This is a genomic window from Nocardioides epinepheli, assembly GCF_037936805.1.
Classification (GTDB): domain Bacteria; phylum Actinomycetota; class Actinomycetes; order Propionibacteriales; family Nocardioidaceae; genus Nocardioides.
This window is the reverse complement of the sequence record NZ_JBBMMC010000001.1, coordinates 589121-612887: the sequence shown is the minus strand read 5'-3', so window position 1 is coordinate 612887 and position 23767 is coordinate 589121. Positions and strand designations below refer to the sequence as shown.

Annotated in this window: 23 protein-coding genes and 1 tRNA gene; 13 read left to right on the top strand and 11 right to left on the bottom strand. The window is 68.8% G+C overall.

Going from position 1 to position 23767, the window contains the following annotated elements; genetic code table 11:
* Positions 1-7: 7 nt before the first annotated feature.
* A complete protein-coding gene (locus WMR31_RS02910) occupies positions 8-961 on the bottom strand; it encodes an ATP-binding protein (RefSeq protein ID WP_340537267.1) in 954 nt (317 codons plus the stop codon).
* A 289-nt stretch (positions 962-1250) separates the two neighbouring features.
* Between WMR31_RS02910 and WMR31_RS02905 the strand changes: the two genes are divergently transcribed.
* A complete protein-coding gene (locus WMR31_RS02905) occupies positions 1251-2765 on the top strand; it encodes an NAD(P)/FAD-dependent oxidoreductase (protein ID WP_340537266.1) in 1515 nt (504 codons plus the stop codon).
* Between the two features lie 100 nt (positions 2766-2865).
* Positions 2866-4140: an acyl-CoA dehydrogenase family protein gene (locus WMR31_RS02900; protein ID WP_340537265.1), complete on the top strand. Its 1275-nt coding sequence runs from the start codon at positions 2866-2868 to the stop codon at positions 4138-4140.
* Between the two features lie 16 nt (positions 4141-4156).
* On the opposite strand, the gene WMR31_RS02895 is transcribed toward WMR31_RS02900, so the two are convergent.
* Positions 4157-4232 (bottom strand) — tRNA-Lys (locus WMR31_RS02895).
* A 331-nt stretch (positions 4233-4563) separates the two neighbouring features.
* On the opposite strand from WMR31_RS02895, the gene WMR31_RS02890 reads away from it, so the two are divergent.
* The 7 genes from WMR31_RS02890 (at position 4564) to pstB (ending at position 10489) form a co-directional block, all read left to right on the top strand.
* Positions 4564-4767 (top strand): cold-shock protein, encoded by a 204-nt coding sequence (locus tag WMR31_RS02890; RefSeq protein WP_134720686.1) that lies wholly within the window; start codon positions 4564-4566, stop codon positions 4765-4767.
* A gap of 168 nt (positions 4768-4935) precedes the next feature.
* The gene (locus WMR31_RS02885) at positions 4936-5109 is read left to right on the top strand and encodes a hypothetical protein (RefSeq protein WP_340537264.1); all 174 of its coding nucleotides are present in this window, start codon (positions 4936-4938) and stop codon (positions 5107-5109) included.
* A gap of 46 nt (positions 5110-5155) precedes the next feature.
* On the top strand, positions 5156-6022 hold the full coding sequence (locus tag WMR31_RS02880) for an NUDIX hydrolase (RefSeq protein ID WP_340537263.1): 867 nt from the start codon (positions 5156-5158) through the stop codon (positions 6020-6022).
* 405 nt (positions 6023-6427) lie between these two features.
* Positions 6428-7537 carry a phosphate ABC transporter substrate-binding protein PstS gene (locus WMR31_RS02875; protein WP_340537262.1) on the top strand — a complete coding sequence of 370 codons (1110 nt, stop codon included), beginning with the start codon at positions 6428-6430 and terminating at the stop codon, positions 7535-7537.
* A gap of 95 nt (positions 7538-7632) precedes the next feature.
* Positions 7633-8622 (top strand): phosphate ABC transporter permease subunit PstC, encoded by a 990-nt coding sequence (pstC, locus tag WMR31_RS02870; RefSeq protein WP_340537261.1) that lies wholly within the window; start codon positions 7633-7635, stop codon positions 8620-8622.
* Positions 8619-9689 (top strand): phosphate ABC transporter permease PstA, encoded by a 1071-nt coding sequence (gene pstA, locus WMR31_RS02865; protein WP_340537260.1) that lies wholly within the window; start codon positions 8619-8621, stop codon positions 9687-9689. Before pstC ends, pstA begins: the two co-directional genes overlap by 4 nt.
* 20 nt (positions 9690-9709) lie before the next feature.
* On the top strand, positions 9710-10489 hold the full coding sequence (gene pstB / locus WMR31_RS02860) for a phosphate ABC transporter ATP-binding protein PstB (RefSeq protein WP_340537259.1): 780 nt from the start codon (positions 9710-9712) through the stop codon (positions 10487-10489).
* A gap of 16 nt (positions 10490-10505) precedes the next feature.
* Here the strand turns inward: pstB and WMR31_RS02855 are convergent, their stop codons facing one another.
* From WMR31_RS02855 to WMR31_RS02835, 5 genes are all read right to left on the bottom strand, one after another.
* Positions 10506-11531, bottom strand: a complete 1026-nt coding sequence (locus WMR31_RS02855; RefSeq protein ID WP_340537258.1) for an inorganic phosphate transporter — start codon at positions 11529-11531, stop codon at positions 10506-10508.
* Positions 11532-11535: 4 nt separating this feature from the next.
* Entirely contained in the window at positions 11536-12153 is a 618-nt protein-coding gene (locus WMR31_RS02850; RefSeq protein WP_340537257.1) for a DUF47 domain-containing protein, read from the bottom strand.
* A 123-nt stretch (positions 12154-12276) separates the two neighbouring features.
* Positions 12277-14445 carry an RNA degradosome polyphosphate kinase gene (locus tag WMR31_RS02845; protein WP_340537256.1) on the bottom strand — a complete coding sequence of 723 codons (2169 nt, stop codon included), beginning with the start codon at positions 14443-14445 and terminating at the stop codon, positions 12277-12279.
* Positions 14446-14559: 114 nt separating this feature from the next.
* Positions 14560-15384, bottom strand: a complete 825-nt coding sequence (mshD, locus tag WMR31_RS02840; protein ID WP_340537255.1) for a mycothiol synthase — start codon at positions 15382-15384, stop codon at positions 14560-14562.
* Positions 15384-15746, bottom strand: coding sequence for a DsrE family protein (locus tag WMR31_RS02835; RefSeq protein ID WP_340537254.1), 363 nt, complete (start codon positions 15744-15746; stop codon positions 15384-15386). Before WMR31_RS02835 ends, mshD begins: the two co-directional genes overlap by 1 nt.
* Positions 15747-15833: 87 nt before the next feature.
* On the opposite strand from WMR31_RS02835, the gene ygfZ reads away from it, so the two are divergent.
* Entirely contained in the window at positions 15834-16772 is a 939-nt protein-coding gene (gene ygfZ / locus WMR31_RS02830) for a CAF17-like 4Fe-4S cluster assembly/insertion protein YgfZ (protein WP_340537253.1), read from the top strand.
* 114 nt (positions 16773-16886) lie between these two features.
* On the opposite strand, the gene WMR31_RS02825 is transcribed toward ygfZ, so the two are convergent.
* Positions 16887-17639 (bottom strand): winged helix-turn-helix domain-containing protein, encoded by a 753-nt coding sequence (locus WMR31_RS02825; RefSeq protein WP_340537252.1) that lies wholly within the window; start codon positions 17637-17639, stop codon positions 16887-16889.
* Between the two features lie 123 nt (positions 17640-17762).
* Between WMR31_RS02825 and WMR31_RS02820 the strand changes: the two genes are divergently transcribed.
* From WMR31_RS02820 to WMR31_RS02810, 3 genes are all read left to right on the top strand, one after another.
* Positions 17763-18065 (top strand): MoaD/ThiS family protein, encoded by a 303-nt coding sequence (locus tag WMR31_RS02820; protein ID WP_340537251.1) that lies wholly within the window; start codon positions 17763-17765, stop codon positions 18063-18065.
* A gap of 360 nt (positions 18066-18425) precedes the next feature.
* Positions 18426-19274 (top strand): sulfurtransferase, encoded by an 849-nt coding sequence (locus WMR31_RS02815; RefSeq protein WP_340537250.1) that lies wholly within the window; start codon positions 18426-18428, stop codon positions 19272-19274.
* A gap of 1 nt (position 19275) precedes the next feature.
* Entirely contained in the window at positions 19276-19572 is a 297-nt protein-coding gene (locus WMR31_RS02810) for a DUF1416 domain-containing protein (RefSeq protein ID WP_340537249.1), read from the top strand.
* Between the two features lie 261 nt (positions 19573-19833).
* On the opposite strand, the gene WMR31_RS02805 is transcribed toward WMR31_RS02810, so the two are convergent.
* Genes WMR31_RS02805 through WMR31_RS02795 form a run of 3 tightly spaced genes read right to left on the bottom strand, consistent with a single transcriptional unit; the run spans position 19834 to position 23438 of the window.
* Positions 19834-20667: an META domain-containing protein gene (locus WMR31_RS02805; protein WP_340537248.1), complete on the bottom strand. Its 834-nt coding sequence runs from the start codon at positions 20665-20667 to the stop codon at positions 19834-19836.
* Positions 20668-20674: 7 nt separating this feature from the next.
* A complete protein-coding gene (locus tag WMR31_RS02800; protein ID WP_340537247.1) occupies positions 20675-21946 on the bottom strand; it encodes an arginine deiminase in 1272 nt (423 codons plus the stop codon).
* 55 nt (positions 21947-22001) lie between these two features.
* Positions 22002-23438, bottom strand: coding sequence for a basic amino acid/polyamine antiporter (locus WMR31_RS02795; protein ID WP_340537246.1), 1437 nt, complete (start codon positions 23436-23438; stop codon positions 22002-22004).
* Positions 23439-23767 lie beyond the last annotated feature (329 nt).

Here is a 23767-nt window from a genome sequence, read left to right as displayed (position 1 = left end):
GCGAGTGTCAGGAGACGCTCGAGCGGCGCTCGACGGGCGCGTCGGCCTCCCGGTCGGCCGGCGCGCGCCAGGGGGTCGGCTGAAGCCCCTCGGCCTGCCGCACGAACTCGCCGAGGAACCACGACTGGAACGCCACCTGCCGTGGGTCGCGGGCCAGGGACAACATCTTCTCCTCGCGCGCGAAGGCATCGGTGAGATCGAGCAGCTCGATGAACCTGGCGACGCCGCGGGCCTCCTCGCGCCCCATCTCGACCTGGAGGTCGACGGTGGGCAGGTCCGACTCCTGGGCGCGGCGCACCTCCTCGCGCATCGTGGCCAGGGTGAGCGGTCGGCCGAGCTGGTTGAACACCTCGGCGAGGGTCGAGGCCAACGGGTAGTCGGACTCGTGGGCCATCGCCAGCAGCCGCACCTCGCGACGCAGCTCGCGGAAGTGGTTGTGGAAGGAGGTGTAGTCCCGTACCGGGACCGCGAGCAGCCGGAAGCGCATCGGATCCACGGGGACCTCGCCGGTGGGGGCGCCCCCGAGCAGCCCGGTGATCAGTCCGGTCGGCCCCTCGTCGTCGGCGAACTCTGCCGCCGGGGTGCACCAGACGGTCTTGCCGTCGTCCTCGATCTCGGCGCCCCACGCCTCCGAGGCGCGCGCGACGATCGAGAGGCCGCGGCCGACGGTCAGGAGGTCCTCGAGCTCGTCGCCGGTGGGGGGCTGCGGCAGGGTGGGGGCCTCCGTGGACTGGTCGGCAACCTCGATCCGCGGGTGCTCCCGGGTGCCGCGGACCCGGACGACGATCGGCGGCGTCCCGTGCAGCAGGGCGTTGGTCACGATCTCGGAGATGGCCAGCTCCGCCGATTCGACGAGGTCGTCGCGCCCGATCTCCCGCAGCGTGCTCACGACCCACCGTCGCGCGTCCTGGACGCTGCGGGGTCCGGCACCCAGGGTGAGTGCTGGCCGATTCAAGGGCACGTGAAGAACTCCGAGCTCGAGCAACGGTGGGGCGGAAGGCGATTCGGAACCGCCGAATCCTGACTCCCATACCCGGTCCCTGACGGGACAAACCAGGGAAGTTGAAAATGTTTTCACCGGTTCTCACCGGTGTCCGGCCCGGCCCGACCCCCTGTGCCCGACGCGTGCCCGACGCACGCCCGACGCACTGTGATCGAGGAGACGTGGCCGGTCCTTTGGCGTTGGGAACGCCTGGCGCGGGAGAATGGTTGCTACTCGGTAGTACCAGTCCCCGATCGCGGAGCCCATCATGTCGAGCGAGTCGCAGCAGAGCCAGAGCCAGTCGACCCCGTCGAACGGAGCGGACAGCCCGGCGAGCGTCGCGCCTGTCCACCCCGACAGGCACCAGGTGGTGGTCGTGGGCTCGGGCTTCGGGGGGCTCTTCGGGACCCGTGCGCTCAAGCGCGCCGATGCCGACGTCACGATGATCGCCAAGACCACCCACCACCTGTTCCAGCCGCTCCTCTACCAGGTGGCCACCGGCATCCTCTCCGAGGGCGAGATCGCGCCTCCGACCCGTGAGGTCGTGGCCGGGCAGGACAACGCCCGGGTGCTGCTCGGAGAGGTCACCGACATCGACCTGGAGGGCCGCACGGTCACCTCGGAGGTCCTCGGCCGCGAGATCACGGTGCCCTACGACTCGCTCATCGTGGCTGCCGGCGCCGGCCAGTCCTACTTCGGCAACGACCGGTTCGCCGAGTTCGCCCCCGGAATGAAGAGCATCGACGACGCCCTGGAGCTTCGCGGGCGCATCTTCGGCGCCTTCGAGCTCGCCGAGCTCGGCGCCAGCCGCGGCGAGGACGTCGACGCGCTCCTCACCTTCGTCGTCGTGGGCGCCGGACCCACCGGGGTCGAGATGGCCGGTCAGATCGCCGAGCTGGCCCACCGCACGCTCAAGCGTGACTTCCACGCCATCAACACCCGCGCCGCGCGGGTGATCCTCGTCGACGCCGCCCCGCAGGTGCTCCCGCCGTTCGGGCACAAGCTGGGACTGTGGACCAAGGAGAAGCTGGAGAAGCGCGGGGTCGAGGTGATGCTCGGGGCGATGGTCACCGAGGTCGACGAGAGCGGCCTGACGGTGAAGTTCAAGAACGGCACCGAGCAGCGCATCGAGTCCTACACCAAGGTGTGGGCCGCCGGCGTCCAGGCGTCGTCGCTGACCAAGACGCTGGCCGAGCAGACCGGGGCGCCGCTGGACCGTGCCGGCCGGATCGGCGTCAACCCCGACCTGACGCTCCCGGGGCATCCCGAGGTCTTCGTGGTCGGCGACATGATCGCCCTCGACAATCTCCCCGGGGTGGCCCAGGTGGCCATCCAGGGGGCGAAGTACGCCGCCAAGGAGATCAACGGCCGGCTCAAGGGCAAGCCTGCCCAGAAGCCGTTCAAGTACTTCGACAAGGGCTCGATGGCCACGATCAGCCGGTTCAACGCCGTCGCCACGATCGGGAAGATCCGGCTCACCGGGTTCATCGCCTGGCTGATGTGGCTGGCGGTCCACCTGTTCTACATCACCGGGTTCAAGAACCGGGTCAGTGCGGTGATGCACTGGTTCGTCTCGTTCCTGGGGCGCGGCCGGTCCGAGCGGACCGCCACCGAGCAGCAGATCTTCGCCCGGACGGCGCTCTCGCGCGTCGGCGGGGCCGCGGACCTGGTGTCGCCGCCGGTCGACGAGGACGCCGAGCGGCGCGCTCGCGAGGAGCTGGAGGCGCGCGCCGCGGAGGAGGCTCGCCTCACCGACGCCGGCGAGCGCGGGCTCAAGATCTGACCGGGGCGGAGCCCCACTCAGCATCTGAACGCTCGTTCGGTTTCTCCGGTCGATGGTGCGAGACTGGGCCCCACCCGTCTGTCCACGTCAAGGAGCCGCCATGTCCTTCGGTCCATCCGGGATGTCTCCCGCCTATCCCGCGCCCAGCGAGGACGCAACGCGCCTCTACGACGAGATGCTCGCGTTCATGCGTGAGGACGTCTTCCCGGCCGAGCTGGAGTACGAGACCTACCGGCACGAGGCCGGCGAGGACGACCACACGGTGCCGCCGGTCATCGAGGAGCTGAAGAAGAAGGCCCGCGCCCGCGGGCTGTGGAACCTCTTCCTGCCCTCGGAGAGCGGACTCACCCAGCTCGAGTACGCCCCGATCGCCGAGCTCTCCGGCTGGAGCAACGAGCTGGCCCCGGAGGCGATCAACTGCCAGGCGCCCGACACCGGCAACATGGAGCTGCTGCACCTGATCGGCAACGAGGAGCAGCAGCGCGAGTGGCTCGCCCCGCTGCTGGCCGGCGAGATCCGGTCCGCATTCGCGATGACCGAGCCCCGGGTCGCCTCCTCCGATGCCACCAACATCGAGACCCGCATCGTCCGCGACGGCGACGAGTACGTCATCAACGGACGCAAGTGGTGGATCTCCGGCGCCGCCGATCCCCGCTGCAAGGTCCTGATCGTGATGGGCAAGACCGACCCCGACGCCGAGCCCCACCGGCAGCAGTCGATGGTGATCGTTCCGGTCGACACGCCCGGCGTCGACATCCAGCGCTCGCTCCCGGTGTTCGGCCGCCAGGACCAGCACGGTCACTCCGAGGTCGAGCTCACCGACGTCCGGGTGCCGGTGACGAACCTCCTCGGCGAGGAGGGCGGCGGCTTCGCGGCCGCCCAGGCCCGGCTCGGCCCAGGCCGCATCCACCACGTCATGCGCGCCCTGGGCGCTGGCGAGCGTGCCCTGGCCCTCATGGTCGCGCGGGCCAAGGAGCGCCAGGCCTTCGGTGGCCCGCTCGCCGAGCAGAGCGCCGTGCGCGAGCGGATCGCCGAGTCGCGCATCGAGCTCGAGCAGGCACGCGCGCTGTGCTACCACGCGGCGTTCGTCATCGACAGCGAGGGCAACAAGGCCGCCCGCCACCTCATCGCCGCCGCCAAGGTGGCCGTCCCGCGTGCGGTCACCTCGGTGATCGACCGCGCGATCCAGCTGCACGGCGGCGCCGGCGTCACCGACTCCACGCCGCTGGCGATGATGTACGGCTGGCACCGCGCGATGCGGATCTTCGACGGCCCCGACGAGGCGCACCTGACGACGCTGGCCCGCGCCGAGCTCAACCGCGACCCGCTCTTCGACCTGCCGCCGTCGCTGTTCGACCAGTTGCGCGCGGTCTGATCACGCCGGACCGGGCTGGTGGGCCCCGTGGGACTCGAACCCACAACCTAAGGATTAAAAGTCCTCAGCTCTGCCAATTGAGCTAGGGGCCCATCGCCTCGGGATCGCTCGTCGACACGCGACCCAGACGGTGCGCGCACTGTATCGGAGCGACGTCGGAGCAACGACGGCGAGCGTCCCGCCCGGACTCTGCGAGGCGCTCGCCTACCACCCCCTGGCGGGGGGATGCCGTTCGGCGGGCGCCCTTGATACTGTCGGCCACGCAACAGATGCAAGTTCCAGCTGGTCTGACGCCTAAGGAGTACGTGATCCAACGGCGTTTCTGGTTTGTGGTCATATCCCATAGGTCGGAGCGACGTGTCACCGCAGCTGTTGTGGGTCGCTGAAGTGGCGGCTCTCGCCCCGACTAAGGAGAAATGAGCAATGGCTCAGGGCACCGTGAAGTGGTTCAACGCCGAGAAGGGCTTCGGCTTCATCGCGCAGGAGGACGGCGGCGACGACGTCTTCGTGCACTACTCGGCGATCCAGACCCAGGGTTACAAGTCCCTGGACGAGAACCAGAAGGTCGAGTTCGACGTCACCCAGGGCCCCAAGGGCCCGCAGGCGGAGAACGTTCGCCCCCTCTGAAACCAGCTGGACAGCTGACCACTGCGACGAGGCCCCGCCGACGGCGGGGCCTCGTTCGCGTTCGGGCCAGGCTCGACGGCGCCGGAAACCTCCGAATGATCGGCCATTGCCGACCGGCGAGGGGCACCGGCGTCGTAGGGTGGGAGACGACCGAGAGTGAGGGCCTTGATGTACGACCAGTTCGACGTGTCCCTGGAGGACATCGACCTGCTCGGCGAGGTAGAGCTCACCACCAACCTGATCATCGCCGCAAGCGAGTCCGACGACCGGCTCCCGATCGACCAGATCGACCGGATCCTCGGCGTCGTCCCGGTGCCCAGCGCCCCGTTGACCGAGAACTGACCCCGCACCTCGGTGGCAGTGCCGATGAGGGCATAGCCTGAGCGCCGTGCCCGGGTCGCTTCCGAAACTCGTGTTCGCCGCCGGTGCCGTGGTCTTCCGGCCCGGACGCCAGGTGCTCTTGGTCCATCGTCCGAAGTACGACGACTGGTCCTTCCCCAAGGGAAAGCTCGATCGGGGCGAGCACCGGACGTCGGCAGCGGTCCGCGAGGTCGCCGAGGAGACCGGCCTGCACATCCGCCTCGGCCTCCCGCTCACCGACCAGCACTACCCGGTCGCCGCCGGCCACAAGACCGTCCACTACTGGGTGGGCCGGGTCGTCGGCTCTGACGACGTGAGCGGCTACCGGCCCAACGCGGAGATCGACGAGGTCCGGTGGGTGCCGGTCGAGGAGGCCGCCGACCTGCTCACCTACGAGTACGACCGCGCCACCTTGGCCGAGGCGATCGAGCGACGTCGTCGGACGCGCCCGATCGTGGTCCTGCGGCACGCCAAGGCCCGCGCGCGACGCACCTGGCGAGGAAAGGACCGCGACCGCCCGCTCCTGCGTCTCGGCGAACGGCAGGCCGACCGAATGGTCGGCGCCCTGGCCGCCTACGCACCCGACCGCGTCATCTCGTCGACCAGCACGCGGTGCCTGCAGACGGTGGAGCCCTACGTCGCCGAGGCGGAGCTGGTGCTGGAGTCGACACCAGCCCTGTCGGAGGAGCACGCCTCCCCGGACGCCGTCGCGGAGCTGGCCGGCGACGTCCTCTCCGACGACCGGCCGACCCTGCTGTGCACCCACCGGCCGGTGCTTCCCGGCGTCATGGAGGAACTCGGCGTCGTGCCGGTCGCCCTCGAGCCGGGGGAGATGCTGGTCCTGCACGTGCGCAAGGACCAGATCGTCGGCGTCGAACGCCACCTGGTCTCCTAGGCGGTCTCGGAGCCTTGGCAGCGCCGGTTGACGGGGTTTCGTCGGCGCTCGCTGGCGCTCGCTTGCTCAACCTCCGGCAACGTGGCAGCGCCGGTTGCCGGGGTTTCGTCGGCGCTCGCTTGCTCAACCTCCGGCAACGTGGCAGCGCGGATTGCCGGGGTTTCGTCGGCGCTGGCTTGCTCAGCCTCCGGCAGCCGGCGGCTCGCACGCGCCCGGGAAACCGCATCCGTGGCCCGACGTCAAGGGCCGCTGGGCGGCGTTCATCCAGATGTTGCCTGCGTCACAGCCAATCGTCGCCGAGTGGGCGGTTCGAGTTCACCCCTCGTTCACCGTCGGCGCCGGAACCGTCCATCTGTGGTCAGCACAGTGACGTCGTCACCCCACGATGGAAACAGGAGACACGAAGTGATTCGCACTTCCGTTCGCCGGGCCCTCATCCCCGGCATCGCAGCGGCCACGATCTTCGCGCTGAGCGCCTGCGGCGCCGCGAACGAGGACACCAAGAACGACAACGCGGCCGACAACGGTCCGGAGAGCTCCGGCCTGTCCGGCGTGCTCAAGGGTGCCGGCGCCACCTCCCAGGAGAAGGCGCAGGAGGCTTGGACCATCGCCGTCCAGGGCTCCAACGACGGCCTCGAGATCCAGTACAACCCCATCGGCTCCACCGACGGTCGCGCCCAGTTCACCGACGGCGCGGTCGCCTTCGCCGGCACCGACTCCGCGATGACCGACGAGGAGGGCCAGCTCAGCGACGCGACCAAGACCTGCGGCAGCGAGCCGATCCAGATCCCGGCCTACGTCTCGCCGATCGCGGTGGCCTTCAACCTGCCCGACGTCGACTCGGTCAACATGTCGGCCGACACGATCGCGAAGATCTTCGACGGCAAGATCACCAAGTGGAACGACCCGGCGATCGTCGCCGAGAACGACGGCGCCGACCTCCCGGACCTCAAGATCACGCCGGTCCACCGTTCCGACGACTCGGGCACCACCAAGAACTTCACCGACTACCTCGGCAAGGCCAGCGAGTCGTGGTCCTACGAGGCCGACGACGCGTTCCCGGTCGGGGGCGAGGCCGCAGAGGGCACCTCCGGTGTGATCCAGCAGATCACCAACATCGAGGGTGCGATCGGCTACGCCGACAACAGCCAGGTCGAGGGTCTGGGCCGGGTGTCGGTGAAGGTCGGCGACGAGTACGTCGCCCCGTCGGCCGAGGGCGCCGCCAAGGTGCTCGAGGTCTCCCCGGGTGTGGAGGGTGCCTCCGACGTCGACATGGCTGTCGAGCTGGACCGCACCACCACCGAGGCCGGCGCCTACCCGGTCGTCCTGCTGTCGTACCTGCTGGCCTGCCAGAGCTACGACGACGAGGAGACCCAGGCGAACGTCAAGGGCTACCTGGAGTACATCGTCTCGACCGAGGGTCAGGAGCGCGCCGCCGAGGAGGCCGGCTCCGCACCGCTCGCGGAAGCGACGGCGAAGAAGGCACAGGAGATCGTCGCCAGCATCGGCGGCTGAACCTCGGCGTCAGGTGGGGACCGAGGCTCTCGGTCCCCACCCGCGCGCATGACCCGGGCTCAGCCCGAGACGCGACTCATCGAAGGACACACCGCGTGACGACCACCATGCAGGGCCCGAGGCGCGGGCCGAAGAACGGGCCCGGCGAGGCCAGGCCGAAGGCGGTGACCAGCCTCGGTGACCGGCTCTTCGCGGCGCTCACCCTCGGGGCCAGCCTGATCATCCTGGCCGCGCTCGCCGGCGTCTTCGTCTTCCTCTTCATCAAGGGAGCCCCGGGCTTCACCCAGGCCGCCGACGTCTACGGCCCGCGGGCCACCGACTTCCTCGGCTACGTCGCACCGCTGCTCGGCGGCACCGTGATCGCCGCGATCATCGCGCTCATCATCGCCGTGCCGCTGGCATGGGGCATCGCGCTGGTGATCAGCCACTACGCCCCCAAGTACATCGCGGTGCCCGTGGCCTATCTGGTCGACCTGCTGGCCGCGGTGCCCAGCGTCGTCTTCGGCCTGTGGGGCGTGATCGTCCTGGCCCCCAAGATGGTCCCGATCTTCGAGTTCTTGAACAAGTACCTCGGCTGGATCCCGATCTTCGCCGGCGACCCGAACACCGGCGACATCTCCAGCAGCGGACGCACCCTGGTGACCGCCGGAGTCGTACTCGCCATCATGATCCTGCCGATCATCACCGCGATCACCCGCGAGGTCTTCTCCCGGACGCCACGCCTGAACCAGGAGGCGGCCCTCGCGCTCGGCGCCACGCGCTGGGAGATGATGCGGCTCACCGTCTTCCCCTACGGCCGCTCCGGCATGGTGTCGGCGACGATGCTCGGCCTGGGCCGCGCGCTCGGCGAGACGATGGCCGTCGCCATGGTCCTCTCCCTCGGCGCGTGGACCGACTTCCGGCTCCTGCTGCCGGGCAACTCCTCGATCGCGGCCAACATCGCGAGCAAGTACAAGGAGCGCTCCGACGAGCTGCTCTCCGTGCTCATCGCGACCGGTCTGGTGCTGTTCCTGCTGACGTTCCTGGTCAACTTCGCGGCCCGATGGATCGTCGACCGTTCCGAGCGGAAGATGGCGAGCGCATGAGCACCCCCAACCTCGAGAAGCCCGACGCCCCGAGCAAGCGGGCCTCCATCCCCTTGACCTCCGCGCGCCTCCCGCGCTTCGCGCCGCAGCTGATCGGTGCGATCGGCGTCGGGGTCGCGGCGTTCTGCCATGTCGTGCTCGGTTGGCCGGTCGTCGGCTCGGTCATCGTCGGTGGTCTGGTCTTCCTGCTGGCGCTGCCGGCCTGGTCGCTCGCGGTCGAGGGGCGGCGCGCCGCGGTCGACCGGCTCATGACCGGCCTGATCTGGACGTCGTTCGTCATCGCCATGGTGCCGCTGGTCTCGCTCATCTGGACCGTGATCCGCAAGGGCGCCCCGGTCGTGAACAGCGAGTTCCTCACCTACTCGCTCTTCGCGACCGCGCCGGACCAGCCGCCGGGCATCTACCACGCGATCATGGGCACCCTGATCATCACCATCGGCGCCACGATCATCTCGGTGCCGATCGGTGTTCTCTCCGCGATCTACCTGGTCGAGTACGGCAAGGGGAACCGGCTGGCGCGGACGGTGACCTTCCTGGTCGACGTCATGACCGGGATCCCCTCGATCGTCGCGGGTCTGTTCGCCTTCGCTCTGTTCACCTTGATCTTCGGCTCCGGTTTCCAAGCCGGCATCGGTGGCTCGGTGGCACTCTCCCTGCTGATGATCCCGATCGTCGTGCGGGCCACCGAGGAGATGCTGCGCCTGGTGCCCAACGACCTGCGCGAGGCCGCCTACGCCCTGGGCACCCCGAAGTGGCGCACGATCATGAAGGTGGTCATCCCCACCACCATCGGCGGGATCATCACCGGCATCACCCTCGCCATCGCCCGAGTGATCGGCGAGACCGCGCCGCTGCTCCTCATCGCCGGACTGGCATCGAAGACGAACACGAACCCCTTCGACGGCGCGATGACTACGCTTCCGGTGCAGATCTACTCATTCAACTCCCGGCAGGAGACGCTGGACCTCGCATGGGGTGCGGCGCTCGTGCTGATCGTGATCGTGTTGGCGCTCAATCTCGTCGCCCGGATCTTCGGCAAGTTCTTCGCCCCCAAGACGGGTAACTAGGAAAAGGGAAACGACAGACCATGGCCAAGAGCATCGACGTCTCTGACCTCGACATCTACTACGGCGACTTCCTCGCCGTCCAGGGCGTCAACATGACGATCAAGGCCCGCTCCGTGACAGCCTTCATCGGGCCGTCCGGCTGCGGAAAGTCGACCTTCCTGCGCTCCCTCAACCGGATGCACGAGGTCATCCCCGGCGCCCGGGTCGAAGGGAAGGTCGTCGTCGACGGCCAGTCGCTCTACGACCCCTCGGTCGACCCGGTCGCGGTCCGCCGCCAGATCGGCATGGTCTTCCAGCGGCCCAACCCGTTCCCGACGATGTCGATCTACGACAACGTGCTGGCCGGGAACCGGCTCAACTCCAAGCGGATGAAGCGCAACGAGGCAGACGAGATCGTCGAGAAGTCGCTGCGCGGCGCGAACCTCTGGAACGAGGTCAAGGACCGACTGGGCAAGCCCGGCATGGGCCTGTCCGGCGGTCAGCAGCAGCGGCTGTGCATCGCCCGTGCGATCGCCGTCGAGCCGCAGGTGCTGCTCATGGACGAGCCGTGCTCGGCGCTCGACCCGATCTCCACCTCCGCGATCGAGGACCTCATCCACGAGCTGAAGTCCGACTACACGATCGTGATCGTCACCCACAACATGCAGCAGGCGGCGCGGGTCTCCGACGAGACCGGCTTCTTCAACCTCAAGGCGACCGGTGAGCCCGGGCACCTGGTGGAGTTCAACCCCACCAAGAAGATGTTCTCCAACCCCGACGATCCCGCCACCGAGGCCTACATCTCGGGCCGCTTCGGCTGAGAGGACCGCGCCAGGGTCAGAGGACCTCGATGAAGAAGTGCGCCACGTAGTAGCAGGCGCCGGCGGCCGCGGCCGCCATCGGGAAGGTGAGGATCCAGGCGGCGAGGATGCTGCGGGCCACGCCCCAGCGGACCGCCGAGAGCCGCTTGGTCGCCCCGACGCCCATCACCGCCGAGGTGATGGTGTGGGTGGTGGAGATCGGAGCCTCGATGGCGTAGGCCGTGGTGTAGAGCACCGAGGCCGCCACGGACTCGGCTGCGAAGCCGCGGGCGGGGTCCAGGTCGATGATCCGGCGCCCGAGGGTTCGCATGATCCGCCACCCTCCCGCGTACGTGCCCAGCGAGATCGCACCGGCCGCGGCGCCGATCACCCAGATCGGAAGGTCGTCGCCATCGGCGGCATAGCCGCCGGCCACCAGGGCCAGGAAGATAACGCCCATCGTCTTCTGCGCGTCCTGGAGCCCGTGCCCCAGCGCCATCGCCGACGCCGAGATCGTCTGCGCGACGCGGAAGCCCCGATTGGCCTTCGTCGGATTGGCCCGTCTGAAGGCCCACATGATCGCGGTCATCAGTGCGAACCCAGCGCCGAAGGCGAACAGGGGGGAGAGCACCATCGGGATCAGGACCTTGTTGACCACCGTGTCCCAGTTGACCGTCACCCCGCCGGCGATCGCAGCGCCTCCGAGGCCTCCGATCAGCGCGTGCGAGGACGACGACGGAAGCCCGAAGTACCAGGTGACCATGTTCCAGGTGATCGCCCCGAGGAGCCCGGCCATGACGATCACCAGGGAATGGATCGTGCGATCCTCCAAGTCCCCTGGACTGAACTCGATGACCTCCGAGACCGTCTTGGCCACCTTCTGGCCGAGGAAGGCGCCGACGAAGTTCATCACCGCTGCCATCAGAAGGGCGACCCGTGGGGTGAGCGCTCGGGTCGAGACCGAGGTGGCGATCGCGTTGGCGGCGTCGTGGAAGCCGTTGGTGTAGTCGAAGACCAGCGCGACGACGACGACGGCGATGACGATCGCCAAGGTGGTGGTCAAGAGCTCAGCTCTCCTTGACCGCGATCTGTTCCACGACGTTGGCCACCGTCTCGAAGGCGTCGATGGCCGCCTCGAGGGCCTCCACGATGTCCTTGAGCTTGAGCACCTCGATCGTCTTGAACTCGCCGGAGAAGAGCTTGGCCAAGGTACGCCGGTGGTTCTTGTCGCCGGCGTTCTCGAGCCGGTTGATCTCGATCCAGTACTCCTCGAGCGACTTCATGGACTGCAGCTTCGGCATCGCCTCCGCCGTCAGCTCGGCGCAGCGTTGGAGCACCTCGACCTGCTGGGAGAGCTCGGGCGGCATCGTCTTGACCTCGTAGAGCAGGATCAGGTCGACCGCCTCGTCCATCTCGTCCATCACGTCATCCAGCCCGGAGGCGAGGGCGTAGATGTCCTCGCGGTCGAACGGCGTGATGAACGTGCTGTTGACGCGCCGGACCAGCGCGTGGGTCGTCTCGTCGGCGTCGTGCTCGGCGGCACGCATCCGTGCTGCGACGTCCTCCTTGTCGGAGGTCTCGGCCATCATCTCGGCGAGAAGGGCGGCACCGGTGACCAGGTGCCGGGCCTGTTCGGTGAACAACTCGAAGAACGCCGAGTCGACCGGACGGAATCGCAGACCCACGTGAACTCCTGGTGAGGCGGGAATGAAGCGCACACCAATGTAGGGGGTCGGATCGGGGGACGCGCAAACCGTCGCCCCGAATGTCGGTCGGAGCGGGGCTGCCGCCGGGTGTCTCCTGCGACCTCAGCTCGCGCTGCGGCGGTGCCGTTGCCTCTCGATGAGGGTCTCCTGGAGATGAACATCACCCACATTGCGGGTCCACGTGCCGTCGTTGCCGAGCTCCCAGGCATCGGTCGTGGGTGCGAAGGCCAGGTCGAGCCAGTCGCGGATCTCGCGCCCGCTCTCGGGGTCGGGCAGCCGCACCAGGACCTCCACACGACGGTCGAGGTTGCGGTGCATCATGTCGGCCGAGCCGATCCAGGTGACCGGATCGCCGCCGTTCTCGAAGGCGAAGACGCGGCTGTGCTCCAAGAATCGCCCGAGCACCGAGCGCACGGTGATGTTCTCCGACAGCCCGGGGACGCCGGGGCGCAGCGCGCAGATGCCGCGGACCAGCAGCTGGACGGGCACGCCCTCCTGCGAGGCGAGGTACAAGGCGTCGATGACGGCTTCGTCGACCACCGAGTTCGCCTTGATCCGGATCGCCGCCGGACGCCCCTCCTTGTGGTGGGCGATCTCGGCGTGGATCTGCTCGACCAGCCCCGAGCGCACCGAATCGGGCGCGACGAGCAGCTGTTGGTAGGAGGCGTTGCGGGACCAGCCGCTGAGGTTGTTGAACAGGTGGGCGACGTCCTCGCCGATCTGCTCGTCGGTGGTGATGAGGCCGAGGTCCTCGTACAGGCGGGCCGTCTTGGAGTTGTAGTTGCCCGTGCCGATGTGGGTGTAGCGGCGGATTCCCTCGGGCTCGTCGCGCACCACCATCGCGAGCTTGCAGTGGGTCTTGAGGCCGACCAGGCCGTAGACGACGTGACATCCGGCCTGCTCGAGCTTGCGGGCCCACCGGATGTTGGCGTGCTCGTCGAAGCGGGCCTTGATCTCGACGATGACCAGCACCTGCTTGCCGGCCTCGGCGGCATCGATGAGCGCGTCGATCAGCGGGCTGTCGCCGGAGGTGCGGTAGAGGGTCTGCTTGATCGCCAACACGTGCGGATCGGCGGCGGCCTGCTCGATGAAGCGCTGTACGGAGGTGGCGAAGGAGTCGTAGGGGTGGTGCAGCAGGACGTCGTGGCGGCGCGCCGCCTTGAAGACGTCGACCGGCGCTGCGGACTCCACCTCGGCGAGCCGCGGGTGCGTCGTCGGCACGAACGCCGGGTACTTCAGCTCCTCGTAGTTGAGGTCGGCGATCCCGTGCAGGCCACGCAGGTCGAGGGGGCCGGGCAGCCGGAACACCTCGCCGTCGCTGATGTCGAGCTCGTCCTTGAGCAGTTCCAGGACGCTCTGCGACATCGTTTCCTCGACCTCGAGGCGGACCGGCGGCCCGAAGCGGCGGCGGAGCAGCTCCTTCTCCAGCGCGGCGAGCAGGTTCTCGGCGTCGTCCTCCTCGACCTCGAGATCCTCGTTGCGGGTGACCCGGAACATGTGCGACTCGAGCACCTCCATGCCGGGGAACAGCCGCTTCAGGTGGGCACCGATGACGTCCTCGAGCGGGACGAAGCGGGTGCCGCTGCCGGCGGTCTCCAGGCGCACGAACCGATCGAAGTTCGGCGGGATCTTCACCCGCGCGAAGTGCTCCTTGCCGGTCTGCGGGTTGCGGATGACCACGGCGAGGTTGAGGGAGAGCCCCGAGATGTAGGGGAAGGGGTGGGCCGGATCGACCGCGAGTGGGGTCAGGACCGGGAAGATGCGGCTCTTGAAGAGCTTCTTGCTGAACTTCTGCTCCTCGGGGGAGAGCTCGTCCCAGCGCACCAGCTCGATGTCGTGCTCGCGGAGCGCCGGCACGATCTGGTCGCGGAACAGCTCGGCCTGGCGCAGGCTCAGCTCGCGGGTGGTGGTCCAGATCTGCTCGAGCACCTCGCGCGGCATCATCCCCGACGCCGCCCGGACCGCGAGCCCGGTCGCGATACGTCGCTTCAGGCCGGCGACTCGCACCATGAAGAACTCATCGAGGTTGCTGGTGAAGATCGCCAGGAACCGGGCCCGTTCGAGCAGTGGGAGGCGCTCGTCCTCGGCGAGCTCGAGGACCCGCTGGTTGAAGCGCAGCCAGGACAGCTCGCGGTCCAAGAACCGGTCGTCGTACTTCTCGACCGCGGCGACCAGTTCCGGGTCGGGCGTGTAGGGAGCCTCGACGTCGTAGGTCTCGTCGGGGACTCCGGTGTTCGCCGCCGCCGGGTCGGTCACGATCTCGAGAGTCATGCCCCCATCTTGGCACCGTTCAGTGAACGGGGGGTGTCCGCGCGCGGCGGCTCTCGGGGGCCGGACGCGCCGCTGTCCTCCGGGTGTCTTCCGGGGTGTCTTCCGAGCCCGGGGCTAGTGCCGGCTGTACTGGACGTGGGTGTCGCGGGCGGCGTGGGTGAAGCCGAGGGCGGTGTAGACGTGCACGGCCGGAGCGTTGTCGGACTCGACGTAGAGGAGGATCTCGGCGACCCCGAGACCGGCGAGATGGTGCAGGCCGGCGAGGGTCAGGGTCTTGCCGAGGCCGCGGCCCTGCGCGGCCGGCCCGACCGCGACGACGTAGACCTCGCCGAGGTCGGGGGAGTGCTGCTTGGTCCAGTGGAAGCCGAGCAGGGTCTCGCCCTCGGTCGCCAGGATTAGGCCGGCCGGGTCGAACCACGGCTCGGCCATCCGCTGGGCCAGGCCGGCGGCGTCGAGAGAGCCCTGCTCGGGGTGGTGGGCGAACGCGGCGGCGTTGACGGCGAGAACTTGGTCGGCATCGGCCGCGGTGTACCCGCGGATCGAGATGCCGTCGGGGACCTCGAGCGCAGGCAGCGGCTCCGCGGTCGGACGCCGCAGGACCCACAGGTCGCGGGTCGCGGTCCAGCCGAGCTCGTCGGCCAGGCGCGCGGCGGCGGGATGGCCGCCGTGCGACCAGGCGCGCTGGGCGGTACCCGTCTCGGTGGCCTTCTGGGCCAGACGTCGTCCGATCCCCCTCCCGCGTGCCTGCGGCGCGACGGCGAGAGTGAGCTCCTCGTCGCGGACCAGCGCGAAGCCGCCGTCCTCGGCCCACAGGTCGGCGCCGTCGAGCCCGTGGTGCTTGAGGGCCAGGGCGACCGCCTCGTCGAGCGGATCCACCCCGTCCCCGGCCACGCAGGCCTCCCGGACGGCGTCGAGTGCGGCGAGCCGGTCGGCCGACATCAGTAGACCAGCGCCTGGACGTCGGGGCGCAGCACGTACTCGGCGAACGCCGCGGCTCCGGCGATCCGGGCTCCCTCGACCAGGTCGGTCTCGGTGAGGCCGCGGCGCAGCGCGCACTGGGAGCAGACGGTGATCTGGCCGCCGGTGCGCACGGCGTCCACCAGGTCGCTCGCGGCGGTGGCGTGCTCCAGGCCGAGATCGGGACAGCGATCCAGGACGCCGAACCACACGGCGTCCCCGGTGAGCCACAACGACACCTCGGCGCCGGCCGCCACCGCCGCGGCCGAGACCGTCAGGCCCTGGTTGGCCCGCTCGGCCGCCTCGGCTCCGCAGGTGATCTTCACGGCGAGTGGTCGACTCATCGCGCCAGCCTAGTGGCGCCTGTCGGGCGCGTCGCTGGCCGGCCGGACGGGGAACAGTGGGGCCGACGACGGCGTTCTGGCACAGTGATGGACATGAGCAGCCCCCTCCTCGAACTCGACGGTGCGGTCGCCGGCAATGGCGTCGATGCCGCGGTGGCGGCCCACTACGGCTCGTTCAACGGCGAGCAGCGGATCCTGGAGTCGGGCGAGGGCTTCGTCGACCTCTCCCACCACGATGTGCTCCGGATCGAGGGCCCCGATCGGCTCACCTGGCTGCACGACCTCACCACCCAGCATCTGCGCGACCTCGAGCCCGGCGTCGAGACCCAGGCGCTGATCCTGAGCCCCCAGGGTCACGTCGAGCACGAGTTCCGCGGTCACGACGACGGCACGGCGCTCACCGTGTGGACCGAGCCCGGCGCCTCGGCCGCGCTGGTGGAGTTCCTGGAGCGGATGAAGTTCATGTCGCGCGTCGAGATCACCGACGTGACGCCCGAGCTGGCGCTGACCTGGCGCCCCTCGACCGGGCACCGGTTGATCCCGCGCGCCGACCTGACGACCTACGCCGCCGCCACCGAGCCGCCCGCGGGCCTGTGGGCCTACGAGGCGTTGCGCATCGCGCGCGGCGAGGCTCGATTCGGCGTCGACACCGACCATCGCACGATCCCCAACGAGGCCGGCTGGATCGGCAGCGCGGTGCATCTGGACAAGGGCTGCTACCGCGGTCAGGAGACCGTGGCCCGGGTGCACACGCTGGGCCGACCGCCGCGCCGGCTGACCCTGCTGCACCTCGACGGCTCCGAGAACCGGCTTCCCGAGACCGGCGCGGAGGTGCTGCTGGGCGAGAAGGCGATCGGCTTCGTCGGCTCGGCCGCCCGCCACCACGAGCTCGGCCCGATCGCGCTGGCGCTGCTCAAGCGCAACACCCCGCTCGACGCCGAGCTGATGGTCGACGGCGTCGCCGCGGCTCAGGAGGTCATCGTCGACCCCGAGGTCGGGCTGCACGTGCGGCCGAAGCTGCGGTAGCGCGGGGGCGGGATTTCCCCGGTCGACCGGGGAAGTCTGAACTTGGGGGCCGATATCCCGCCCGACAAGTTCAGGTTTGGGCCGTCCAGTCCGCCTCCGGGTGGTGAATCCAGGCTAGGACCTGGTCTCGGGTACGCGATGCGCGCCGGAGGCCAGGCGGTCGGCGTCGTCGACGGCATCCTGTTCGGCGGCTGGGACGACGAAGCGATAGCCGACGTTGCGGACGGTGCCGATCAGGGTCTCGTTGTCGGTGCCGAGCTTGGCGCGCAGCCGGCGGACGTGCACGTCGACGGTGCGGGTGCCGCCGAAGTAGTCATAGCCCCACACCTCCTGGAGCAGCTGCTGACGGGTGAACACGCGGCCCGGGTGCTGAGCGAGGTGCTTGAGGAGCTCGAACTCCTTGTAGGTGAGGTCGAGCGCGCGCGATCCGATGCGGGCGGTGTAGGTGGCCTCGTCGACCACGACCTCGCCGGAGCGGATGACGTGCGAGTCGGGGTCGGCCGCCTCCCGGCCGGCCGCGGCGCGTCCGGTGGCCAGGCGGATCCGCGCGTCGAGCTCGGCGGGACCGCAGGTGTGCAGGACGACGTCGTCGACGCCCCAGTCGTGCGTCACGACCGCGAGACCGCCCTCGGTGACGATCAGGACGATCGGCTCGTCGGTGCCGGTGGTGCGGACCAGGCGGCACAGGCTGCGCGCTCCCACGAGGTCCTGGCGCCCGTCGACGAGGAGGACGTCGGAGGTCGGCGCTTCCAGTAGGGCGCTTGCCTCGGCGGGCAGCACGCGCACGTGGTGGGGGAGGAGAGCGAGGGCCGGGAGCACCTCGGCCGACGGCTGGAGGGCGCTGGTCAGCAGGAGTAGGGCGCTCATCGGATGGCCTGTGGGGCGCTGATCATCATCGGGTCCCTCCCAGCGGTGCGGGTGAGACCGAAACACGACATTGGGCTCCGGCCGGGTCGACCGCCGAGCGGCCAGGGGCCAGAATACCGAAGCGTGAGCCACGCCCGCATCGATTCGGCAACCGGTGAGACCGGCGTCGTGACCGTCCGCTACTGGGCCTCGGCTCGTGCCGCCGCCGGGGTGGACGCCGAGGCTGTCGCCGTCGAGGAGCCGATCACGCTGCGGGAGCTTCGCGCCCGCGTGCTCGCCGCACACCCGGACACCCGCCTCGCCGACGTCCTGGCGGTGTGCTCGGTGCTGGTCGGCGATCGTCCGGTGGCGACCGAGGATCCCGGTGGGGTGTGGGTGTCGCCGGGTGACTCGGTCGAGTTCCTGCCGCCCTTCGCCGGCGGGTGATCTCGAATAGTGGATACTGTGCTCACATAGTGAGACCAAAGCGGGAATGAACCGGCTTCCATCCGTACTGTTCCTCATATGTCGACGACATGGCTGACCAAGCGCCGGGCAGTGGATCACTGCCGTACGCGCTCTGCGCTGTGTCGAATGCTCTGACGGGCACCTCGTTGCCAGGTGTGCGCGCATGTCCAGTTAATCTCGACTGACATAGTGCACTATTGACCTCGGCTCAGCAGGCTGCCCGCTCGTCCCCGCGTTCTGGCATGTCGTCATGCCGCCCGGCCGAGCGAACCCAAGGCCCGCCGTACCTCTCTCCGACTCCCGCCGCATCTGCAGCACCCAACCGAAAGGCAACACGACATGACCCGCGAGAACGCTCTCGTCACGGCCCAGTGGGTCGAGGACAACCTCGATACCGACGGCATCGTGATCGTCGAGGTCGACGAGGACACCACCGCCTACGACAAGGGCCACATCCGGGGAGCGATCAAGCTCGACTGGACCACCGAGCTTCAGGACCAGGTGCGCCGCGACTTCATCGACAAGGCCCAGTTCGAGGACCTCCTCTCGAGCAAGGGTGTTGCCAACGACGACACCGTGATCCTCTACGGCGGCAACAACAACTGGTTCGCCGCCTACGCCTACTGGTACTTCAAGCTCTACGGCCACCAGGACGTCAAGCTCCTCGACGGCGGCCGCAAGAAGTGGGAGCTCGACTCCCGCGAGCTCACCGACGTCCTCCCCGAGCGGGCGCGGACCAGCTACACCGCCCAGGAGCAGGACCGCTCGATCCGCGCCTTCCGCGACGACGCCGTCGCCGCGATCGGCGTCCAGAACCTGATCGACGTCCGCAGCCCCGACGAGTACGCCGGACGGCTCCTCGCTCCGGCGCACCTGCCCCAGGAGCAGTCGCAGCGCGCGGGACACATCCCGACCTCGCTCAACGTGCCGTGGAGCAAGAACGCCAACGACGACGGCACCTTCAAGTCCGACGAGGAGCTCAAGAAGCTCTACGACGAGGTCGGCATCGATGACTCCAAGGACACCATCGCCCTGTGCCGGATCGGCGAGCGCTCCTCGCTCACCTGGTTCGTGCTCAAGGAGCTCCTCGGCCACCAGAACGTGAAGAACTACGACGGTTCGTGGACCGAGTACGGCTCGCTGGTGGGCGTTCCGATCGCCCTCGGTGACGAGCCCGGGGAGGCCTGAGATGTGCGGAGCAACTGAAGGCGGCCTCTCGCTCGACGGCGTCAACGTCGCCAAGGAGGCGGTGATCCAGGGGCAGGTAGTGCGGGCCGGCGAGCCGGTGGGCAACGCCTACGTTCGGCTGCTGGACAAGACCGGTGAGTTCACCGCCGAGGTCCCGACCTCGGCCACCGGGCACTTCAGGTTCTTCGCCGGCGAGGGTCAGTGGACCCTGCGCACCCTCGCCCCGAAGGCCGACCCGGTAGACCGCAGCGTGCAGGCGGCCGTGGGCAGCGTCGCCGAGGTGACCGTCGCCCTCTAGGCGACCACTGATCAACGCCGGGACGGCGCCAGCGCCGCCCGGGCGGCACCCTGGCGGCGTTGCCGGACGCTTGAAAGACGCCCAGTCTGCCTGCGCGCCGACTCCTTGCCAGGCCACCACCCGAACGACGCTGGCATCCACCCTCATTGATCAGTGATTCCCCAGCGAAGCCTGATCCTGCCGTCCAAGAGCGACGCGCAAGATCCGCGGTGACCCACGAGCCATGGCCTCGTGGGTCACCGCGGCGCTTTTGGGAGTTGCTCACGCCGGGGCAGCGGCCCAGGCGAGCGCCTGTTCGCCCTGGCTGAGCACGAGCAGCCCGGTGTGGTCGATCTCGTGATCGACCTCCCCGTCGAGGGTCGAGAGGATCAGCCGCTCGATGCGGGTCGCCTCCTCGCTGGGGCAGGCTCTCCGAGAAGTCCCAGGCGGCTCGAAGACCAGAGTGTCGCTGCCGGGGTCGACCGCGCTGTGGGCGAGGTTGCACCCGGTCGTGATGTTCACCTTGCCGCTGACCTCGAAGACGAGCGTGGGTGCGTCCAGGCCCTCGGGCAGCAGAGCGGTGGTCTCGTGCTCGGTGATCGTCATGAGAGACCACGAGGTGCCGAGCAGATTCGATCCGTTCGGCGTCGGCGCCGGCACCTCGTTCAACTCCATGCGGACCGCGCCCGAGACCAGAGTGAGGTCCGCAGGCCCGGAATCCATCTTCATTCCGGTGGTCAGCAGGTCGGCGAGCCATCTCTCCTGGGCGTCCAGACCGCCCGAGGGGCAGACCTGCAAGGTGGACGCCGGCCCTGACGTCCACCGCAGCATGCCGTCCGCGTCGCTATAGGGGCCGACCAGGGTGTTGCACCCTGCACGTGCGGCCATCACGCCATGGTCGAAGGAAAGCTCGATCATCGACCCCGGAACCAGCGTCCCTCCGGTGACGACGTCCGTCGTGAAGGCGCGGTCGGCGAGCTGGGTCTGCTCGTCCTCGACGATCGTGTCGGGGTCGTCGCGACCGTCCGTACGGTCGTCGGCGCAGCCGGACGCGAGGCAGACGAGGGTGACGACGCACGCGAGACGCGCGAGCGGTCGAGTGCGGCGGATGGCCACGATGTCCTCAGTATCCGGCCGGGTCGCGGATGAGGGGGCATGTCATGCAGTGGCCGCCGCCTCGACCCCGGCCCAACTCGCCACCGGCGATCGGGATCACCTCGATGCCGGCCTTCTCAAGCAGTGCGTTCGTCTCGGTGTTGCGGTCGTAGGTGAATACCACCCCGGGCTCGAGGGCCACCGCATTGTTGCCGCTGTCCCATTGCTGGCGCTCGGCGGCGTACTCGTCGCCGCCGGTCTCGATGACCTGGATCGTGTGCAGGCCGAGCGCCCGCGCGACGACGTCGACGAACTTGGCCGAGCCTTCGTCGACCACCTTCACGCCGGGTGCGGGGCTGGTGGGGTAGAGCGAGAAGGTGTGGATGTCCTCGACGATCCGCGGGTAGACGGTGACGATGTCGAGGTCGGCGAAGGTGAACACGGTGTCGAGGTGCATCGCCGCACGCAGGCTGGGCATGCCCGCCACGATCACCTGCTGGGCTGCGCCCCGGGCGAAGAGGGCCGCCGCTACCTGGGTGATGGCCTGTCGCGAGGTGCGCTCGCTCATCCCCATCAGGACGACGCCGTTGCCGACGGGCATGATGTCGCCGCCTTCGAACGTCGCGGACCCCCAGTCCAGTTCCGGGTCGCCCCACCAGATCCTGGCGTCGATGAAGTCCGGATGGAACTCATAGACGCACTTCATCAACAGAGTCTCCTCGCGCCGCGCGGACCAGTACAGCGGGTTCAAGGTGACTCCGCCGTAGATCCAGCACGTGGTGTCGCGTGTGTAGAGAGTGTTGGGGAGCGGCGGAACGAGGTACTCGCGAGGACCCACCGACTCCCGGGCGAGACTGAGGTACTCCGAGCGGCTCTCCTCAGGCAGGTTCGCAGGGGATAGGCCGCCGATCAGGTGGACGGCCAGCTCGTCGGGCGAGAGCGACTCCAAGAAGTCGCGAGTGGCGTCCACCAGTCCCAGGCCGACCTGGTTCGGGGTGACCTTTCGGTCCAGCAGCCAGTCACGGGCGCCCGGCGTCTCCATCGTGCGAGCCAGCAGGTCGTGCATCTCGACGACCTCGACGCCGCGCCGGATGAGCTCGCCCACGAACTCGGCGTGGTCGGCCTTCGCCTGCTCCACCCACATGACGTCGTCGAAGAGCAGGTCGTGGCTGTTGCGCGGCGTCAGGCGGTGGTGCGCCAGTCCGGGGGAGCAGACCAGAACCTTACGGAGGGTCCCCACCTCGGAGTGCACGCCGTGCGGGACACGCTCAGCGCAGTCGGGCTCGGTCGTAGTGGTCATGGTCGCTTCCTTTCCGGATCGGTTCCTGCGTGGTGCAGAGCGGGGGGATGCCTCGTCAGATCGAGATCCATCCGGCGGCGAGCGCGACGACGCCGGTGATCGCGCCGGTCACCGAGACGGCCAGGATCACCAGCTCGCGAGGCGAGAACCAGGTCCGGCCCTGCTCGCGACGACACATCACGAACAGGATCGTTGCCGGCGCATAGACGATGAACGACACGAGGACGAAGCGGGGCCCGGCGGCGAAGAGAAGGAAGGTGGTGTAGATCGTGGCGAGGATCGCTACACCCAGCTCTCGTCGGCGTCCTCGCGGATGCTCGGCATAGCCATCGCCATTGACGGCGATCTTGAGGGCGTACGCCGCGGCCAGCAGGAACGGGATGAGGGTCAGGGCGCTGGTGAGGTCGAGGGCGAAGTTGAACGCGTCCTCCGACAAGAGGCTGACGACCAGCACGAGCTGGATCAGCGCCGAGGTCATGACCAAGGAGGCGATGGGAACGTCCTTGGCGTCGGACGCCGCCAGGAACCGCGGCATGTCGCCGTCCTTGGCGGCTACGACCAGCACTTCGGCCGCCATCAGCGTCCAGGCCAGGTAGGCGCCCAGGACCGAGACGATGAGGCCGACGCTCACCAGCACCTGGCCCCACTCGCCGACGGCGGCCTCGAGGACCCCGGCCATCGAGGGCTGCCGGAGTTCGGCGATCTCGGAGGCCGGCAGGATCCCGTAGGAGACGATGGTGACGGAGGCGAAGACACAGAACACGCTGACGAACCCGAGAATCGTGGCTCGACCGACGTGTTCCCTTCGGATGGCGTGACGCGAGTAGACGCTGGCCCCCTCGACGCCGAGGAAGACGAAGACAGTGATCAGCATCGTGCCGCGAACCTGGTCGAACAGCGTGTCGTAGCCGGCGCCTCCGGTCCAGTTGTCAGCCAGCACGCCGGTATCGAGGGCGAATACCGCGAGGAGCACGAAGACCAGGATCGGGACCAGCTTGGCGATCGTGACGATCCGGTTGATCGCCGCAGCCTCCCGAACGCCGCGCAGGAGCAGGAGGTGGAACAACCAGACGAACACGCTGGACGCACCGACGGCGAGGATCGTGTCGCCGTTCCCGAGGATCGGGAGGATCGCGCCCAGCGTCGACATGATGAGCACCCAGTAGGTGACGTTGCCGACGCACGCGCTGGCCCAGTACCCGAAGGCTGAGAAGAACCCCAGGTACTCACCGAAGCCTGCCTTCGCGTAGGCGTACACGCCGGCGTCGAGATCGGGCTTGCGGATGGCGAGCTGCTGGAAGACGAAGGCGAGCATCAGCATGCCGAGTCCGGCGATCGTCCAGGCGATCAGCGCTCCGAGGATCCCGGTCTCGGTGGCGAAGCGACGCGGAAGGGAGAAGACTCCGGCACCGACCATGCTGCCGACGACCATCCCGGTCATCGTCCAGAAGGTGAGCACCGGAGTTCGCGTGGTGGTATCTGTCGCGCTCATCCGCACTCCCTTGCTGAGTACCCGAGTCCGAGCTCGCTGGGCGTCGTCGGTCTATGCGGTGACAGTAGGGACGGCGTACGCACGCTCGGGTCACCGAAACGGGGTGAGATCAGCGGGCTGCGACCGGCGTCCCCCAACGCGGTGCGCGGCGCTGTGAGCCAGCACGGTGCGGCGCTGCGATCCGGCGTCAAGGGCAACCGTCACTGCCCGGTAAGAGGAGCTGACGTCGCTTGCGTGTTCACCGATTTCGGGTGAGGGGATTTCGGGCTCGGAAACCAATTATGTGAAGCGAGATTGACGAGAAGCATGCTGGTGCGGAGGAGCGCGAA

Bases quoted from the DNA above. Each gene is read 5' to 3' on its own strand.
- WMR31_RS02905 (WP_340537266.1), top strand. From the start codon at position 1,251: ATGTCGAGCGAGTCGCAGCAGAGCCAGAGCCAGTCGACCCCGTCGAAC.
- WMR31_RS02900 (WP_340537265.1), top strand. From the start codon at position 2,866: ATGTCCTTCGGTCCATCCGGGATGTCTCCCGCCTATCCCGCGCCCAGC.
- WMR31_RS02890 (WP_134720686.1), top strand. From the start codon at position 4,564: ATGGCTCAGGGCACCGTGAAGTGGTTCAACGCCGAGAAGGGCTTCGGC.
- WMR31_RS02885 (WP_340537264.1), top strand. From the start codon at position 4,936: ATGTACGACCAGTTCGACGTGTCCCTGGAGGACATCGACCTGCTCGGC.
- pstA (WP_340537260.1), top strand. From the start codon at position 8,619: ATGAGCACCCCCAACCTCGAGAAGCCCGACGCCCCGAGCAAGCGGGCC.
- pstB (WP_340537259.1), top strand. From the start codon at position 9,710: ATGGCCAAGAGCATCGACGTCTCTGACCTCGACATCTACTACGGCGAC.
- WMR31_RS02845 (WP_340537256.1), bottom strand. From the start codon at position 14,445: ATGACTCTCGAGATCGTGACCGACCCGGCGGCGGCGAACACCGGAGTC.
- mshD (WP_340537255.1), bottom strand. From the start codon at position 15,384: ATGTCGGCCGACCGGCTCGCCGCACTCGACGCCGTCCGGGAGGCCTGC.
- WMR31_RS02835 (WP_340537254.1), bottom strand. From the start codon at position 15,746: ATGAGTCGACCACTCGCCGTGAAGATCACCTGCGGAGCCGAGGCGGCC.
- ygfZ (WP_340537253.1), top strand. From the start codon at position 15,834: ATGGACATGAGCAGCCCCCTCCTCGAACTCGACGGTGCGGTCGCCGGC.
- WMR31_RS02825 (WP_340537252.1), bottom strand. From the start codon at position 17,639: ATGAGCGCCCTACTCCTGCTGACCAGCGCCCTCCAGCCGTCGGCCGAG.
- WMR31_RS02815 (WP_340537250.1), top strand. From the start codon at position 18,426: ATGACCCGCGAGAACGCTCTCGTCACGGCCCAGTGGGTCGAGGACAAC.
- WMR31_RS02810 (WP_340537249.1), top strand. From the start codon at position 19,276: ATGTGCGGAGCAACTGAAGGCGGCCTCTCGCTCGACGGCGTCAACGTC.
- WMR31_RS02800 (WP_340537247.1), bottom strand. From the start codon at position 21,946: ATGACCACTACGACCGAGCCCGACTGCGCTGAGCGTGTCCCGCACGGC.
- WMR31_RS02795 (WP_340537246.1), bottom strand. From the start codon at position 23,438: ATGAGCGCGACAGATACCACCACGCGAACTCCGGTGCTCACCTTCTGG.